Here is a 16,538-nt window from a genome sequence, read left to right on the forward strand (position 1 = left end):
TTTCTAAATGACAAAATTCCATTAACCCGGGGGTGTTGGATTTGTATAAATTACCGAAATCACATTTTTGGCATGGACGCATCGACAGTAAAACTGACCGCCACAGTTTTTATTTTCACCAGGCCGTCGAATTTCTTGGCACGGATGAAGTACCGGCAGAAGGCTCGCCTTTTGCCATTCTCGGCTTTGAATGCGACGAAGGCGTACGGCGCCTCGGCGGCAAACCCGGGGCAGCAGAAGCTTCGAACGAAATCCGCCGCCACCTTGCGGATCTCCCTTACCACCTCGGCGACCGCCAAACAATCGATGTCGGTGCCGTGATGTGCAAAGGCGATGCGATGGAAAAGGCGCAGCGCGAACTCGGCGAACATGTTGAACGCCTACTGAAATCGACGATTCCGATCATTTTAGGAGGCGGCCACGAAACGGCATACGGCCACTACCTAGGCGTTCGGCGATTTGCGGGACCAGATGCCAAAATCGGCATCATCACCATCGATGCGCATTTCGATTTGCGCGAGGCGGAACCGCCGACTGCAAGCTCGATGTTCCGCCAAATTCTTGAAGCTGATGAAAACAGCAGCCTGCTTGCACTCGGTATCCAGCCGCTCGCAAATACCCGCACCATGTTCAATAAAGCAGAAGCATTGGGCGCCCGCTTTGTCTTGGCTGAAGAGTTTGCGATGGGCAATATCCAGCAAGCCCAATCCGTCATCGATGCGTTCTGCCATGAACACGACGCGGTTTTCTTAAGCTTGTCGATGAATGCCTTGTCTTCCTTGTACGCACCTGGTGTCATGGCTCCGTCGCCTTTCGGGTTGGAGCCGGCAATCGTGCGGCAATTGCTTTGGCATATCGTCGCGAATGAAAAGATCATCAGCTTCGATTTATGCGAAGTCAATCCGGAACTCGATGAACACGGCAAGACTGCGAAACTCGCTGCTTACTTGCTGGCAGAAATGCTGGCGGCGTTTCATTGATGTAACTTGCTTTGAGAAGCGATACATAAGACATGGAGAGGATTGATCCTCTTCATGCCTTTTTTTGTTTGAGAGCGGTTTGGATGACGGCGGAGTTTGGGTTGTTTGCGGGATTTTAGACTTTGTTTGCGGAATAACTGCTTTTGTTTGCGCAATACGCATGGTTATTTGCGCAATATTGGAGTTTGTTTGCGGAATCCGCCAGTTTGTTTGCAAAAACCCGCTGTATGCCTAAAAGCGGCTGTTTTTCGCGAGCGAAAAACAGCCAATCTCTTAAAAGGAAGCCATCGCTTTGGCGATGGCTTTTTCAAATTGATCTTTTGATTTTCTTGGCGAGTTGCTCGCAAACTTTTTTGAGTTTCCCTCAAAAGTGGATGAGTTGCTCTATAACTACGATGAGTTCCCCCTAACTTTGCGAAGTCACCCCAAACTCACTCGAAATCAACCTTTCCTGCTGCGAAGTCACCCAAACTCCAGCTGAAATCACCCCACTCCCCTTCGAAATCATCCCACTCACAAAAAACCCCTCACGCATCAACTGCGCAAGGGGTCTCTCCACTTATATCGCCACTTTCTCAGCAAACTGGCTGTTGTACAAATCAGCGTAGAAGCCGTCTTGTTCGAGCAATTCGGTATGTGTTCCTTGTTCGATCACATTCCCTTTGTCCATGACCAAGATCAGATCGGCGTCTTTGATGGTCGACAGACGGTGGGCGATCACGAAACTTGTGCGGCCTTCCATCAAGCGGTTCATCGCTTTTTGGATGAAGATTTCCGTCCGCGTATCGACGCTCGATGTTGCCTCATCCAAAATCATGATTGGTGGATCAGCAAGAATCGCTCTCGCAATCGTCAATAATTGCTTTTGGCCTTGCGAGATATTCGATGCTTCTTCATTCAATACGGTATCGTAGCCGTCCGGTAAGGTTCGGATGAAATGATCGGCGTGCGCAGCATCCGCTGCAGCAACGATTTCTTCTTCGGTTGCACCGTTTTTGCCGTATGCGATATTGTCGCGGATCGTGCCGTTGAAGAGCCATGTATCCTGCAGCACCATGCCGAAGTTTTGCCGTAATTCATTGCGCGACATGTCCCGTGTATCGAGGCCGTCGATTTCGATTTTGCCGTCGTTCAATTCGTAGAAACGCATCAGCAAATTGATCAAGGTCGTTTTGCCGGCACCCGTCGGACCAACGATGGCAACTGTCTGCCCGGGTGCAACTTGGATGTTCATGTTCTCGATCAGCAACTCTTCGCCGTAGCCGAAGTCGACGTTTTCGAAAACAACTTCGCCTTTTGCACGCTCCAAGTGCAGCGCTGTGCTGTCTTTCTGTTCTTCTTGTTCATCCAATAGTTCGAAGACGCGTTCTGCTGCGGCAACGGTCGATTGAATGATGTTCGCGATATTCGCCGTCTGCATGATCGGCTGCGTAAACTGTTTCGAGTACGTAATGAATGCTTGGATATCCCCGATTGAAATTGCACGCTGCGTAACGAGAATCCCGCCGACTACACTGATGACGACGTAGCTGAAGTTCCCGATCAAAGTCATCAACGGCTGAATGATCCCGGAGATGAACTGGGCTCTGCGGCCCGCTTCATACAATTCTTCATTGACTTCATCGAATTGCTCCACCGCTTTTTTCTCGTGGCCGAAAGCTTTCACCACGGAATGGCCGGTGTACATTTCTTCGATATGGCCGTTCAGTTCACCAAGCGATTTTTGCTGGTTCGCGAATTGCTTTTGCGACCGTTTTAAAATCGGCTGGATGACAAATAGCGATAAAGGCAAAGAAACGAAGGCGATCAATGTCAGCCATGGACTGATCGTCAGCATCATGATGATGATTCCGACCAGCGTCACAACGGAAGTGATGAACTGCGTCAAACTTTGCTGCAAGGTGCTGCCGATCGTATCGATGTCATTCGTCATGCGGCTAAGGATTTCCCCGTTCGGCCGGCTGTCGAAATAATTGAGCGGCAGCTTTTCCAATTTTTTATTCACATCTTGGCGGAGGTCATAAACCGTATCTTGTGCCACCGTCGACATGATGTATTGCTGGATGTAGTTGAACAAACTGCTGAATACATAGAGCCCAGCGAGCAGCAGCAAAATCTGGCCGATGGTGCCGAAATCGATGCCGGTGCCGGATCCCGTCAGCTTATTGTATGCCCCTTCAAACAATTCCGTGATGGCCATCCCCATGATTTTCGGGCCGACGATCATGAAGACCGTCGATAGGATCGCCGCAATAAATACGGCGATGAGCCGGTTTTGGCGCGGTTTTAAGTAGCGCAATAAACGCTTGAATGTCGCTTTGAAGTTCTTCGGTTTTTCACCGGGCATCGACATGCCGGGTGGTCCGCCCGGATGTCCGCCGCCGGGGCGCCCGCCTTGAGGCCGTTTTCCATTACTCATGCGATTTCCTCCTCTGACAGCTGGGAATACGCGATTTCTCGGTAGACTTCGTTGTTTTTCATCAATTCTTCGTGAGTGCCCATGCCGGCCATTCGCCCTTTTTCAAGGACGATGATGCGGTCAGCATCGACGACTGTGCTAACGCGCTGGGCAACCAATAACACGGTTGCATCTTTCGTTTCGTCTTTCAATGCCGCACGGAGTTTCGCGTCGGTCTTGAAATCAAGGGCAGAGAAGCTGTCGTCAAATATATAAATATCCGGTTTCCGTACAAGCGCACGGGCGATTGCGAGCCGCTGTTTCTGGCCGCCTGATAAATTCGAGCCGCCTTGTTCGATGTCCGTATCATATCCTTCTTTTAAACCGCTGATGAACTCGTTCGCTTGCGCAATCGATGCCGCGTGCTCGAGTTCTGCTGGTGTTGCATCGGGCTTGCCAAAGCGGATATTGTCCGCAATTGAGCCGGTGAACAGAATGGCTTTCTGCGGCACAAAGCCGAGTTTCGAACGGACTTCATCTTGCGTCGCTTGGCGGATGTCCACACCGTTGACGCGAATCGCCCCTTCTGAAATATCATAGAAGCGCGGAATCAAATTGATCAGCGTTGACTTGCCGGAGCCGGTTCCGCCGATGATCGCCGTGATTTCACCCGGTTTCGCTTTAAAACTGATGTTGCTGAGTGCCGGTTCTTCTGCACCCGGGTAGCTGAATGTGACGTTGTCGAATTCCAGCGTACCGCGTTCGCGATCCGCTTTTTCATTGCCCAAATCCTGGAACGCCGGTTTCATGTCCAATACTTCATTGATCCGCTTCGCTGAAACAGCTGCGCGCGGCACCATCATGAACATCATCGATGCCATGACGAGTGCGAACATGATCATCATGACGTATTGGATATACGCCATCAAATCACCGATCTGCATGCCGCCGTTGTCGATGCGGATGCCGCCGAACCAAATGACGCCGACAACGGTCAAGTTCATGACGAGCATCATGATCGGCATCATGAATGCCATGATTTTATTGACCCGGATCGACACATCGGTCAAATCGCGGTTCGCTTTTTGGAGCCGGGCTTTTTCTTCCCTTTCCCGGTTGAACGCGCGCACCACACGGATGCCCGTCAAGTTCTCGCGGAGCACCAAGTTCAAACGGTCCAAGCGTTTCTGGACTTCCTGGAAAAGCGGCACCCCTTTTTTCAAAATGAGCAGAATTGCGCCGACCAATACCGGCATTGCGGCGACGATGACCAGCGACAATTTCGCGTCTTTTGAAATCGCCATGATCAATCCGCCTGTCAGCATGATCGGTGCACTGATGACCATCCGCAAGAGCATGATGACCACTTGCTGGATTTGCGTGATGTCGTTCGTCGTCCGCGTAATAAGCGATGCCGTTCCGACTTCGTCAAATTCCTGCAAAGAGAATTTTTCTACATGATTGAATACTTTGCGGCGCAAATCGCGCCCCATGCCCATTGCTGCTTTGGATGAATAAAAACTGGCGGCTATCGCTGCTACAGCTCCAAGAGCCGAGATAAGCAGCATCCATGCGCCGATTTCCCAAATATAAGGAATATTTCCTTTGACTACCCCGTTGTCGATGATATCAGCCATCAAGGTCGGCAAGAACAAATCCGCCATCGACTGCCCGAATATCAACACCACAACGGCTGCGACCAGCCATTTATAAGGTGCTAAGTTCTTTAATATTTTCAGCATTTATGCCGCTCCTCTTGTTGTTTATTCGCTAATTTTTCATTGATGTGCTGATGGACTTCCAGCAATTTTTCGTATTGCTCCTCTGACAGCGACTCTGTGATTTCCTGAAACACTTGATGGACGCCGCCTTCATGCTGATGAATTTTCTCGATTAATTCGGCGCCAAGCGGACTCAGCGACAACAGCGTTTCCCGCCGGTTGCCTTCCACTTGTTCCCGGTCGATCAAGCCATCACGCACCAACCCATCAACCGCTTGGCTCAAGGTGCTTTTCGGAAGCATGGTCTTCTTCCCGATCTTTTTCTGGGTCATTTCGGTCGTCCGCGCGAGCGTCATAAATATTGTATATTGTGGCATTGACAAGCCGTGGTCCACTGCTGTCTTCTGGACATAGCGAAGCATGTTCCGGTGAATCCCGGCAAATGAGCACAATAGCTGCGCCGACTTTAAAAACTTCTCATCTTGCTGGATCATTTCGTCGCCTCTTTCTCTCCGAAATTAAACTGTTCATTTCGGAACTGTTCGTTTTGGTTTATTTAATATACTGCTAAATTTGTGGATAGTCAACGGATTGAGCTTGAGGCTTTGATCTTCTGAAAGATGAAATCAACTCATTGGTCCGTGAAATCAACCTTGTACATCTCGAAATCAACTTTGCACGCTGCGAAATCAATCTTCAACACCTCGAAATCAACTTCCACCCATAAAAAAAGGAACCGCCGCGTGGCAGTTCCTTCATTTATTTGCTTAACGGCTCGTCGCCATCAATTTATAGACTTCTGCAGCCATTGCTGCGACGTAGTCGCTGCCGCCATTGTCTTCGACGTTTTCAACCATCATCGCTAAGATGAATTTCGGATCTTTCGTGTTGAAAGAAACGAAGAATCCATTTTCTTTGCCGCGTGCTTCGCCGGCCGCTTTCAATTCGGCGGTTCCGGTTTTGCCGGCAAGCGGGATATTATCGAGATTCGCTGACTGTGCGTAGCCATCGACGACGACGTTTCGCATCGCTGTGCGAAGCGTTGCTGCCGTATCTGCGCTCATCAATCCTTCTTTCCATACTTGCCCGTCTTCTTCATCGAATAAGAGCGTCGGCTTCAACATGGTGCCGTCCGTCACGAACGGTTCATACATCATTGCGAGATGCAGAATGTTTGCGAGCATCTGGCCTTGCCCGAACGAAGTATCCGCTAGCTGGCCTTCTGAACCGATGCTGCCGTCATTGGAAATTTGCGAAGGCGTCAATTCCATCGCTTCCAATGGCACGGTTTCCCCGAAGCCGAATTTCTTCAAGCCTTCAGTAAACGTTTCACGCCCCATTCTGAGTGCTTGCTGCGCGTAGTAAATATTGTCCGAGTAAACCAAGGATTTATTCAAATCAATCGGGTTTGGCACATCCGGGTGAAGGCGCGAAACCCGGTAAGAACCCCATGACTCTTCTTTTTGCCACGTTTGGCCGTTGATTGTCAAACCTTCTTCCGGCTTCAACGTTCCCGCTTCCATGCCAATCGCCGCCGTGATCGGTTTCATCGTCGAACCCGGTGCATAGCTTTGGGCAAAGCGGTTGAAGAGCGGGTTTTTCGCATCCTCTTCCAATGCTTTATAGCGGGCGCCGCTTATGCCGGTGACAAATTCGTTCGGGTCATAGGCGGGCGAACTGACAAGTGCCAGCACTTCTCCCGTTTTTGGATCGACTGAAGCGGCTGAGCCCGTTTCGCCCTTCATGGAATCGTAGGCCGCTTTTTGAAGCGAAGCGTTAATCGTCAGCTTCACCGTCTCGCCTTCTACCGGTTCCTGTTCCGCAATAATGACCGGCTCTGCGTTTTCCTGCGGTTTCTTGATGTAAATCTGCATGCCGTCCGTTCCGCGCAGGCGGTCTTCAAGCAAACTTTCCAAGCCGCGGCGGCCGATCTGATCGGTTTCGGTATAGCCTTTGTCTTTCAGCTCTTCTAACTGCTCCGCTGAGATGGCGCCCGTATAGCCGGTGAGATGCGCCATGGCTGGACCGTATGGATATTCGCGCATTTCAATCGTGCGTGCGCCCACTCCAGGAATGGCGACCAATTTATCGATTAAAGCGCCATTCGTCGCGGCGGTTTTGCCGATTGGCACGAATAATTCAGGTTTGACCCATGACTGGTTCAATTCCGCATCAATCGCTTCGACGGTTGTTCCGAGCAGTTTAGCGATTTCCGTTTTCTTCGACGGATCCGTTAATTTCTCCGGCACGATGCCGATGCTGTAGCCCGTGCCGTTTTTCGCCAGCACTAAGCCGTCGCGGTCCACAATTTCACCGCGGTATGCCGGAATCCGGGTAAAGCCGATTTCGTCATCGCGTTCGAGTTCCGGGAAAATGAACGACTGGTCCCATTCCACGAACCACCCCTCTTCGTCGCCCCGTGTTTCATTTAACAGCGTGATTGTTTTATCAAATTCTACCGGACCCGCCATCGTTTCCATTTTCACATGGATCGGGAAGTCCGCTGGTTTTTCAGGGTCCCACTCGGCATCTTCTGCCGGTTTTTCGTAGGTGACTTCCATCTTATCTATGCCAAGGTCCTCTTGGAGCTTTTCTTGCCGGTCGACAAATTCTTCCGCTGGAAAAGCTTCTTTCGTTCCGGCATTTAAATAGTCGTTATACATATCGGCGAATTCGCCTTTATTCCAATGGCTTATGTATTCGGCCAATCGCTCTTCCGGCGTCGTTTTTTCCTGGCAGCCCGCAAGCACGGCTATGAGGAATAAAACCAAGAAGCCGAACAAGATTTTCTTCATATTGAACCTCCTAACAAATTCTTTTCTTTATATTACCAATATTTCTATAAGAAGAAAACAAAACCCGACAGCCTGTTTGAGAGGCTGCCGGGTGCTGGAATCATTTGATTAGTTTGTAGACACGTGCTTCGTAAGGGAGCAATTGCTGCGGTTCAATATGAGAATAGTTCGCAAGCAGCAAGTTTGCGTCTTCCGGCTCATCCCATAGGCAAGCATGCTGGCCGAGGTTTGAAACGACGAGCACTTTATCGTTCTCATCTTCCCGGAGATACGCATAAACCGATTCATGGCCGAGCTCGACAAGCTCGTAGCTGCCGTATACCAGCACGTCCATATGCTTGCGCATCCAGATCATCTGTTTATAGAACGAAAGGATGGAGCGCGGATCTTGTTGCTGCGCTTCCACGTTCAGCCAATCGTAGTTCGGATTGACGCCGAGCCATGGACGGGCTGTCGAGAATCCGGCATGCTCGCTTGCATTCCATTGCATCGGTGTGCGGGAATGATCGCGGCTTGTCGCTTTGATCAAGGTCATGACAGAATCGTGGTCCATGCCGTTTGCGCGGTTATAGAAATAAAGATTATGGGTTTTCACATCGTTATAATGTTCGATTTCATTGAACGGCGCATTGGTCATGCCAATTTCCTGGCCTTGGTAGATGAACGGCGTCCCTTGCATGAAGAAATACATGCACGCGAGAGCCGTCGCACTTTCGCGCCAGTAGTCCTTGTCATTGCCCCAAGTCGAGACGATGCGCGGACGGTCGTGGTTTTCAATGAACAGCGCATTCCAGCCGATGCCTTCTACGCCTTTTTGCCAGCGTGTCAGCACTTCTTTCACGCCGCGCACATTGATGCCATTTTCAAGTTCGGTGTTCCAAAGGCCCATATCTTCAAACTGGAAGACCATATTGAATTTGCCTTCTTCTTCGCTGACCCATTCTTCGATATCCTTCGCTTGGACGCCATTCGCTTCACCGACGGTCATGATGTCGTATTTTGCAAAAGTCTCATCGCGGAGTTCCGCAAGCAGCGGCTGGATGCCGTTTACATTCATCATCTTTTCCCAAGCCGGCACATATTCTTTGCCTTCTGCATTCGGCATATTGGTGAAGTCTTTTTTGATGTGGCTGATGGCATCTACACGATACCCGTCAACACCTTTATCGAGCCACCAATTGACCATATCGAATAAAGCTCTTCGGACTTCCGGGTTTTCCCAGTTTAAATCCGGCTGTTTTTTCGAGAAAAGGTGCAAATAATATTGCCCTGTCCTTTCATCAAATTCCCATGCCGGACCGCCGAAAATGCTTTCCCAGTTTGTCGGTTCGTCGCGCCAGATGTACCAGTCGCGTTTCGGATTGTCTTTCGACGACCGCGATTCGGTAAACCAAGGATGCTCATCGCTCGTATGGTTGATGACCAAATCGATGATCAGCTTCATGCCGCGTGCATGCACTTCTTCAAGCAAGCGGTCGAAATCTTCCATCGTCCCGAACTCTTCCAAAACGTCCTGGTAATCGCTGATGTCGTAGCCGTTATCGTCATTCGGCGATTTGTACATCGGACAAATCCAGATCACATCGATGCCCAAGTCTTTCAAATAATCCAATTTGCTTGTGATGCCATTCAAATCTCCGATGCCATCGCCATCCGAATCCATAAAACTCCGCGGATACACTTGGTATGCGACTGCTTCTTTCCACCATTTCTTATTCATAATTAAATCCCTTTCAAAGACTTTGGCACGATCCGCGTTCAATCAACCGCGACGAGACGACGACTTGTTTCGCAGGTGCTGTCTTGTCCATTATTTTTTCTATGGCTAAATTCGCCGCTTCAAGCCCCAAGTCGTAAATGGAAATGTCGACGGAACTGAGCGGCGGCTTTAAATGTTCCGATAATGTATGATTATTGAACCCAATAATCGATACATCGCCAGGCACATTGATTTCAAGGTCCTCCAAATAGCCGATCACTTCGTAGGCCACCAAATCATCGTGCGTGACGATTGCTGTCGGCGGCTCGGAAAGCTTCATTAACTGGAGAATCGCTTTTGGTCCATGGCCTTGCATCATTTCCTGTGTGACAATGTACCGAGAGTCAAAATCCAATGAATGTGCGGCTAGCGCTTGTTTATAGCCTTCCAAACGGTCGATGGAAACGACAAAATCGTTTTCGCCAGCGACAAAAGCGATTCGCTTATGCCCAAGTCCGATAAAATACTCGACCACATCGCGGGCGTTTTTGACGTTATCGTTATCGACGTATGAAATCTGATGCGCATTTTTATAAGGGCGGCCGACCATGGAAAATGGCAAGCCGCTATCGTTCAAATACTCCATGACTTTGTCGCCGATGCGCGAGTAAAGCAAGATGATGCCATCCACTTTTTTCCCTTGCGCCATCGCTTTCACTTCTTCCAGAACTTCCTGTTCGGTTGCGCCTGTCGACAAATAAAGGCCGAATTGGCTATTGTGCGCGCTGACCGAAATTCCCCGGAGAACTTCCGGAAAAAAAGGATTCTGAAAAGCCAGTGTAGCAGAGTTCGCCATAATAACGCCAAGGGTTTGACTCCGTTGGGCCACTAAATTTCGGGCTTGGAAATTCGGAAAATATCCGAGCTCTTCCATCGCTTCCCGTACTTTCTTTTTCGTTTTTTCGCTGATGCGCGGATTGTCCGCAATGACCCGTGAAACCGTGGCCGGAGACACCGCCGCGCGCTTTGCTACATCCTTAATCGTAATCGCCATGACCGCACCTCCTTATTTCACCGCTCCATCTGATACCCCTTTGATGATTGACCGCTGGGCGAAGAAATAGAAGATGATGACAGGCACGATTGCCAAGGTCAAACCAGCCATTGCCAAATGCCATTGCTTCGTATATTCACCGAAGAAGAAGAACATCTTAAGCGGAATCGTCTCGCTGCCTGGCGTATTGATGACCAGGGAAGGCAAGAGGTAATCGTTCCAAATCCAGATAATGTTGAGGATTGCGACCGTTACCGTGATTGGCTTTAAAATCGGGAAGATGATAAACCAGAACACCTGGAAGCGGTTCGCTCCGTCAATCGTCGCCGCTTCATCCAATGATTTCGGGATATTGTTCAATGCTCCATGATACAGGAAAATCGAAAGACTTGCCCCAAAACCGATATACATGAAAATCAATCCGCCCTGGTTCAGCATTTCAAATCGTCCAAATACCGTCACAAGTGGAATCATCACCGATTGGAACGGAATCAGCATCGCTGCTACAAAGGTGAAGAAAAGAATGGTGCTGATTTTGCTTTTCACGCGGGACAGTGCATATGCCGCCATTGCTGAAAAGATGATGATCAAGACCACACTCGAAATCGTGATAAGCAAGGAGTTGAATAAAGTCCGAAGAAAATCGAGTTCCTGGAATGCCTCTATGTAATTGTCCAGATTCCACGATTCCGGCAAACTGATCGTGTTGGTGAAGATTTCACGTTTCGATTTGAACGAGTTGACGATCATCAAGTAAAATGGCGCCAGCCAAATCAAAGCGAGGAAAATCCCGAGGATCTCTAATTTGTAATTTCTTTTTTTGCGCATTACATTTCGACCTCCTTGCGTTTATTGAAATAAACTTGCAGGAGAGCGATAATCGCGACGATGATGAAGAACACGACCGCTTTCGCTTGCGCAAAAGCAAAATCATTTTGTGTAAACGCCGTTTTGAAGATTTCCATTGCGACCATTTCCGTTGAGTTGAACGGTCCGCCGCCAGTCAGCGACAAGTTTTGGTCGTATAGCTTGAACGCATTTGATAAGGTCAGGAACATGCTGACTGTGAAACCCGGTGCAACCAGCGGGAACACGATAAAGCGGAAGCGCTGGACTGTTGAAGCTCCGTCAATTTCTGACGCCTCAAGCAATTCTTTCGGCATGCCTTCCAAGTAAGCGATGTAGATGACCATGATGTAGCCGGCCATTTGCCAGCTCATCAAAATGACCAGTCCCCAAAATCCGGTTTCGGTTGTTGAAAGCCAGCCTTGCAGGCTTTCCATGCCGATCATTTCACCGACGCTCGCAAATACTTTAATGAAGATAAACTGCCAGATGAATCCGAGGATCAAGCCGCCGATCAAGTTCGGCATGAAGAAAATCGTCCGCAGCAATTTGCTGGTCTTTAAGTAAGAAGTGACAAGCAACGCAAGCGACAAGCCGATGACGTTGATCAAAATGACGGAGACAATCGAGAATTTCGTAGTAAACCAAAGTGCGTCCATGAAACGCTCGTCTTTGAACAAATCGATGTAATTCTGAAGTCCGACAAAATCACCTGTGACAATGCCGTTCCAAGAAGTGAATGAATAATAGACGCCCAATAGCATCGGCACGACAACCACTAAGAATAGAGCAATCAACACCGGAGCCAGGAACAGCCAGTAGGAAATATCTTTTGTGCGCATTTTGGTCAGCACATCCTTTCATTGGAGAAAAGCGGTAAAGAGAAAGCAAAGCAGCACGCAGGCTGCTTTGCTCGGTTGGCCAGTTGGACAGAAGCGCCAACTGAGTTATTTGCTGCGTTCAGTTTCCCAAGCTTTTTTAGCAGAATCCACGACTTCTTCCCAGTCCGCTTCATCGCTCAAGTATTTCTGGATATTGGCGCCAAGAACATCTTCGCCCCATCCAGTTGGATAGCCCATGAATACCCAGCCGATCGTGTTGCCGGATTCAGCTGCTTCATAGATTGCTTTAGACATTGGATCTGTGATTTTTGTTGTATCGTAGCCTTCGTAAGCCGGGATGAATTTAAAGTCTTCGAGTACCGCATTTTTCCCTGCATCCGAAGTGTACAGCCAGTTCAAGAAGTCTTTAGACGCTTCCACAACTTCGTCGTCCTGGTTCGAGTTTACGCCCCAATACATTGGAACGCCGACTGGAAGTCCGCCTTCGTCGTAGCCATCAACCGGAATCGGCATCAAGCCAACGCCGCTGTCTGCAAGTTCCTGGTCGATGCCAGCGATTGAACCGTAAACCCAGTTTCCTTGCTGGATAATCGCGACACGCTCAAGCGAGAACAATTCTTCCACTTGCTGCGAATAGTCCAAGCTCACTGTCGGCTGTGCTGAATAATCGTTTTGCAGATCTAAAATCTTTTTGAATGCATCGCCGTATTCGAATTCCACTTTTGGTGCATCGAATGCATCGAGTACATTGTGCTCGAATTCAGGTGCGATGAATGTATTGGATAAGTGAAGCCCCGTCACCCAAGCTTCTTTCCCTGGCAATGCGAATACCGCATCAAGCCCAAGTTCGTCTTTTTTCGAATCAAGCGTCTTCACTGCTTCTTCCAAGCTTGCAAAATCCGTGATTGAAGCTGGATCGATTCCTGCTTCTTCAAACAAACGCGTATTGTAGATGAAACCGTAGCCTTCCTGGTTATAAGGCAATCCAAGAACTTCGGATTCGACCGTCACCCCGTCAAGCGTTCCATCAAGCGCCGCGCCAGCTGCATCTGTATCTGTCAGATCCGTTAAATTGTCTTTCCAATCCGCAACGTCCTGCGGTCCCCCGATATTGAAGATTGCCGGTTCGTTGCCTGAAGCAAAGCGCGAACGAAGTGCTGCGCCGTAATCTTCCCCGCCGCCGACTGTTGTAATATCAATGTTAACGTCCGGGTTTTCTTTTTCGTATAAAGCGACCACATCTTCAAACTGGTCTTTGAACTCAACTTTGAATTGGAAAACATCAACCGTGACTTTATCTTCGTCCGAAGAAGAAGCATCTTCCCCGTTTCCGCATGCTGCCAAAATCCCTGTCGTCAAAAGCAATGATGCGAGCAACCCTTTGCTGAACTTAAATTCCTTCATGTGTAAATCCCCCTTTGTTTTAGTTTGTGCAAACGATTGCACGAAGTGGCAAATAAAAAATGGAAACGAACTTTTTGAGCGCTTCCGTTATTGATTAAAAGAATCGTAACACAATGAAAACGTTTGCACAATATGCAAATTTAAAAATTTTTCATTGCGCTACGATTTTATTTTACGCTTGATCGAGCACTAATAATGCTGCGCCTAAAATGCCGGCTTCGTTTTCAAACTGGGCCACTTTCACTTCCAGCGGGTTTAAAAGAAGCGGTTCCATATGCTTCATCAACGAATCCCACCAAAGGCCGGCTGACTCTGAAACGCCGCCCCCAATGACGACCACTTCCATATCCAGCATCGCCTGCATCGTACTGAGGACGAGCGCCAAATCTTCCGTGAAGCCTTCGACGACTGCCTCTGCCTCCGGATTGGTTGCCGCCTCAACGAATAGATCCTGAGGCGCGATGTTAAGCCCCGCTTCTTTGATGCGCCGGCGAAGCCCCGTGCCGGACACGTATTGCTCGAAACAGCCATGGCGTCCGCAAGCACATAATGCGCCGTGCGGATGCAGAATCATGTGTCCGACTTCTGCTGCTCCCCCGTGCGGCCCGCCGCTCAACAGCTTACCGTCCCAAATGACGCCGCCGCCAAGCCCTGTGCCGAGCGTCAAGCAAAGAACACGGCTATAGCCTTTTGCAGCACCGAACTTCGCTTCAGCGAGCGCGGCACTATTCGCATCATTTTCCACTTCGACCCGTCTGCCTGTCGCTCGTTCCATCTGCTCTTTTAAATTCGTGCCGGTCCAGCCAGGCAAAGTTTCAGCGGAATAAATGATGCGGCCTGCTTTCGGATCGACAAAGCCGTGCGTTCCGATGCCGATCGCATCGATTTCCGGATGCCGCGCCAACATGCCGAGCACTTGCTGCTCCAAGTATTCGTACAGCGGGAATAGCGTCGGCACTTGCTCGTCCACTTCGACTTTCCCGGTTTCATCAATGACCCCCATGCGGATTTTCGTTCCGCCGATATCTACGCCCAATACTTTTCTCATAAATTCCTCCTGAATTCCGTCTGAATTAATTCCATCATACCTGATTTTCGGAAAGCGTCGATCCTTTTTTCAAAAACGCACAAGCTTCGTAAGGACGCAGAACCAGTTCGCCATTTTCTTCAAGCTGCTTGTAGTTGCCGATCAATCGCTCGCCTTCCGGCAAACCAACGCGCCTCGTACTTTCCGAGAAGTTGCAGAATACGGTGAGCTTCTCTTCGCCCGCTTTCCGGTTGTAGGCGAACAGCTCCGGATCTTCCCGGTGCAGCAAAGTGAAATCGCCGTCCGTGATGATATCGAGCGTTTTGCGGAATGAAATCAGCAAACGGTAATAAGCATAAATGGACTCCTCATCGGTGATATGGCCCGCATTGATCTCCGGATAATTCGGATTTACTTGCAGCCACGGCGTCCCTGTCGTGAATCCTGCATTTGGTGCATCCGACCATTGCATCGGGGTACGGGCATTGTCGCGTCCTTTTACGTGGATGCTTTTCAAAATGTCTTCTTCCGGCACGCCTTGTTCGCGTTTTTCCTTATACATGTTCAGCGTTTCGATATCGCGGTAATCGCCGATCGACTCAAATTGCACATTGGTCATGCCGAGTTCTTCGCCTTGATAGATATAGGGGGTCCCTTGCATGAAATGCAGGCAAGTGGCGAGCATCTTCGCTGATGCGATGCGGTACTTTCCGTCATTGCCAAAGCGCGAGACGACGCGCGGCTGGTCGTGGTTATTCCAGTACAGGCTGTTCCATCCTTCTTCTTGCAGGGCCAGCTGCCATTTTTCCAGATTCTTTTTCAGGTCCGTCAGTTCAAGCGGCTTGAAATCCCATTTCTCGCCGGAATGCTGGTCCAAGTTCATGTGTTCAAACGTGAAAATCATATTCAATTCTTTATTGTCCGCGGCGGTGTAGCGCTTGGCATCTTCCGTCGTGGCCCCTGGCGTCTCGCCGACCGTGACGATGTCATAATGCGACAGCACTTGTTCATTCATTTCCTTCAGATAGCTATGGACATTCGGTCCGTTGAGGAAATACGGCTCGCTGTTGCCGTCGATCGCATCCGGAAACCTTTGGTCCTTTGAAATCATATTGATGACGTCCATACGGAAACCGTCGATGCCTTTGTCGAGCCACCAGCGCATCATGCGGTACACTTCTTCGCGGACCACCGGATTGTCCCAGTTTAAATCAGGCTGCTTTTTGGAGAATAAATGCAGATAATATTGTTCACGGCGCTCATCGTATTCCCACGCCGGCCCGCTGAAAATCGACCGCCAATTATTCGGTTCGTCTCGCCATATGTAATATTCGGGATGGTTCGTAAACCATTCATGTTCATCGGACGTGTGGTTGACGACCAAGTCCATGACGAGCTTCATGCCGCGCTGATGGACGTTTGCAAGCAGCTCTTCGAAATCTTCCATCGTCCCGAACTCTTCCATGATTTTTTGGTAATCGCGGATGTCGTAGCCGTTGTCGTCATTCGGCGAATCGTAGATCGGCGACAGCCATAAAATGTCGACACCCAGCCCTGCTAAATAATCCAGCTTCTGATTGATCCCCTGCAAATCTCCGATCCCGTCGCCGTTTGAATCCATAAAACTGCGCGGATAAATTTGATACACAACCGATTTCTTCCACCATTCTCCCATTCTATCCCTCTTCCCTTAAGTTTTCGTTATTCTAACATAATGCGCGAATATTTTGGAATTGCGAATTTTGCAGGAGGATGAAATAAAAGCTTAGTGC

12 protein-coding genes are annotated in these 16,538 nt (G+C 49.4%); 1 reads left to right on the top strand and 11 read right to left on the bottom strand.

Annotation, left to right across the window (positions count from 1 at the left end; all coding sequences use genetic code 11):
• Positions 1–41 precede the first annotated feature (41 nt).
• Positions 42–980, top strand: coding sequence for a formimidoylglutamase (gene hutG, locus NFU07_RS13770; RefSeq protein WP_251479036.1), 939 nt, complete (start codon positions 42–44; stop codon positions 978–980).
• A gap of 559 nt (positions 981–1,539) precedes the next feature.
• On the opposite strand, the gene NFU07_RS13775 is transcribed toward hutG, so the two are convergent.
• From NFU07_RS13775 to NFU07_RS13825, 11 genes are all read right to left on the bottom strand, one after another.
• Positions 1,540–3,399, bottom strand: coding sequence for an ABC transporter ATP-binding protein (locus NFU07_RS13775; protein WP_251479038.1), 1,860 nt, complete (start codon positions 3,397–3,399; stop codon positions 1,540–1,542).
• Entirely contained in the window at positions 3,396–5,120 is a 1,725-nt protein-coding gene (locus tag NFU07_RS13780) for an ABC transporter ATP-binding protein (protein WP_251479040.1), read from the bottom strand. The genes NFU07_RS13775 and NFU07_RS13780 overlap by 4 nt, the downstream gene beginning before the upstream one ends.
• Positions 5,114–5,593 (bottom strand): MarR family winged helix-turn-helix transcriptional regulator, encoded by a 480-nt coding sequence (locus NFU07_RS13785; RefSeq protein ID WP_251479042.1) that lies wholly within the window; start codon positions 5,591–5,593, stop codon positions 5,114–5,116. The genes NFU07_RS13780 and NFU07_RS13785 overlap by 7 nt, the downstream gene beginning before the upstream one ends.
• A 273-nt stretch (positions 5,594–5,866) precedes the next feature.
• Entirely contained in the window at positions 5,867–7,894 is a 2,028-nt protein-coding gene (locus tag NFU07_RS13790; RefSeq protein WP_251479044.1) for a penicillin-binding transpeptidase domain-containing protein, read from the bottom strand.
• 100 nt (positions 7,895–7,994) lie between these two features.
• On the bottom strand, positions 7,995–9,614 hold the full coding sequence (locus tag NFU07_RS13795; protein WP_251479046.1) for a glycoside hydrolase family 13 protein: 1,620 nt from the start codon (positions 9,612–9,614) through the stop codon (positions 7,995–7,997).
• A gap of 13 nt (positions 9,615–9,627) precedes the next feature.
• Positions 9,628–10,647: a LacI family DNA-binding transcriptional regulator gene (locus tag NFU07_RS13800; protein WP_251479048.1), complete on the bottom strand. Its 1,020-nt coding sequence runs from the start codon at positions 10,645–10,647 to the stop codon at positions 9,628–9,630.
• A gap of 12 nt (positions 10,648–10,659) precedes the next feature.
• Positions 10,660–11,475: a carbohydrate ABC transporter permease gene (locus tag NFU07_RS13805; protein ID WP_251479050.1), complete on the bottom strand. Its 816-nt coding sequence runs from the start codon at positions 11,473–11,475 to the stop codon at positions 10,660–10,662.
• On the bottom strand, positions 11,475–12,335 hold the full coding sequence (locus NFU07_RS13810; RefSeq protein WP_235198283.1) for a carbohydrate ABC transporter permease: 861 nt from the start codon (positions 12,333–12,335) through the stop codon (positions 11,475–11,477). Before NFU07_RS13810 ends, NFU07_RS13805 begins: the two co-directional genes overlap by 1 nt.
• A 105-nt stretch (positions 12,336–12,440) precedes the next feature.
• Positions 12,441–13,739 (bottom strand): ABC transporter substrate-binding protein, encoded by a 1,299-nt coding sequence (locus NFU07_RS13815; protein WP_251479053.1) that lies wholly within the window; start codon positions 13,737–13,739, stop codon positions 12,441–12,443.
• Positions 13,740–13,911: 172 nt separating this feature from the next.
• Positions 13,912–14,787 carry an ROK family protein gene (locus NFU07_RS13820; protein ID WP_251479055.1) on the bottom strand — a complete coding sequence of 292 codons (876 nt, stop codon included), beginning with the start codon at positions 14,785–14,787 and terminating at the stop codon, positions 13,912–13,914.
• A 34-nt stretch (positions 14,788–14,821) separates the two neighbouring features.
• Positions 14,822–16,441, bottom strand: coding sequence for a glycoside hydrolase family 13 protein (locus tag NFU07_RS13825; protein ID WP_251479057.1), 1,620 nt, complete (start codon positions 16,439–16,441; stop codon positions 14,822–14,824).
• Positions 16,442–16,538: the final 97 nt, after the last annotated feature.

Origin of the sequence: Planococcus sp. NCCP-2050 (assembly GCF_023708025.1) — a bacterium.
Classification (GTDB): Bacteria; Bacillota; Bacilli; order Bacillales_A; family Planococcaceae; genus Planococcus.

Coding starts and splice junctions, on each gene's coding strand:
- NFU07_RS13790 (WP_251479044.1), bottom strand. CDS start 7,894: ATGAAGAAAATCTTGTTCGGCTTCTTGGTTTTATTCCTCATAGCCGTG.
- NFU07_RS13825 (WP_251479057.1), bottom strand. CDS start 16,441: ATGGGAGAATGGTGGAAGAAATCGGTTGTGTATCAAATTTATCCGCGC.
- NFU07_RS13815 (WP_251479053.1), bottom strand. CDS start 13,739: ATGAAGGAATTTAAGTTCAGCAAAGGGTTGCTCGCATCATTGCTTTTG.
- NFU07_RS13775 (WP_251479038.1), bottom strand. CDS start 3,399: ATGAGTAATGGAAAACGGCCTCAAGGCGGGCGCCCCGGCGGCGGACAT.
- NFU07_RS13805 (WP_251479050.1), bottom strand. CDS start 11,475: ATGCGCAAAAAAAGAAATTACAAATTAGAGATCCTCGGGATTTTCCTC.
- NFU07_RS13810 (WP_235198283.1), bottom strand. CDS start 12,335: ATGCGCACAAAAGATATTTCCTACTGGCTGTTCCTGGCTCCGGTGTTG.
- NFU07_RS13820 (WP_251479055.1), bottom strand. CDS start 14,787: ATGAGAAAAGTATTGGGCGTAGATATCGGCGGAACGAAAATCCGCATG.
- NFU07_RS13795 (WP_251479046.1), bottom strand. CDS start 9,614: ATGAATAAGAAATGGTGGAAAGAAGCAGTCGCATACCAAGTGTATCCG.
- NFU07_RS13800 (WP_251479048.1), bottom strand. CDS start 10,647: ATGGCGATTACGATTAAGGATGTAGCAAAGCGCGCGGCGGTGTCTCCG.
- NFU07_RS13780 (WP_251479040.1), bottom strand. CDS start 5,120: ATGCTGAAAATATTAAAGAACTTAGCACCTTATAAATGGCTGGTCGCA.
- NFU07_RS13785 (WP_251479042.1), bottom strand. CDS start 5,593: ATGATCCAGCAAGATGAGAAGTTTTTAAAGTCGGCGCAGCTATTGTGC.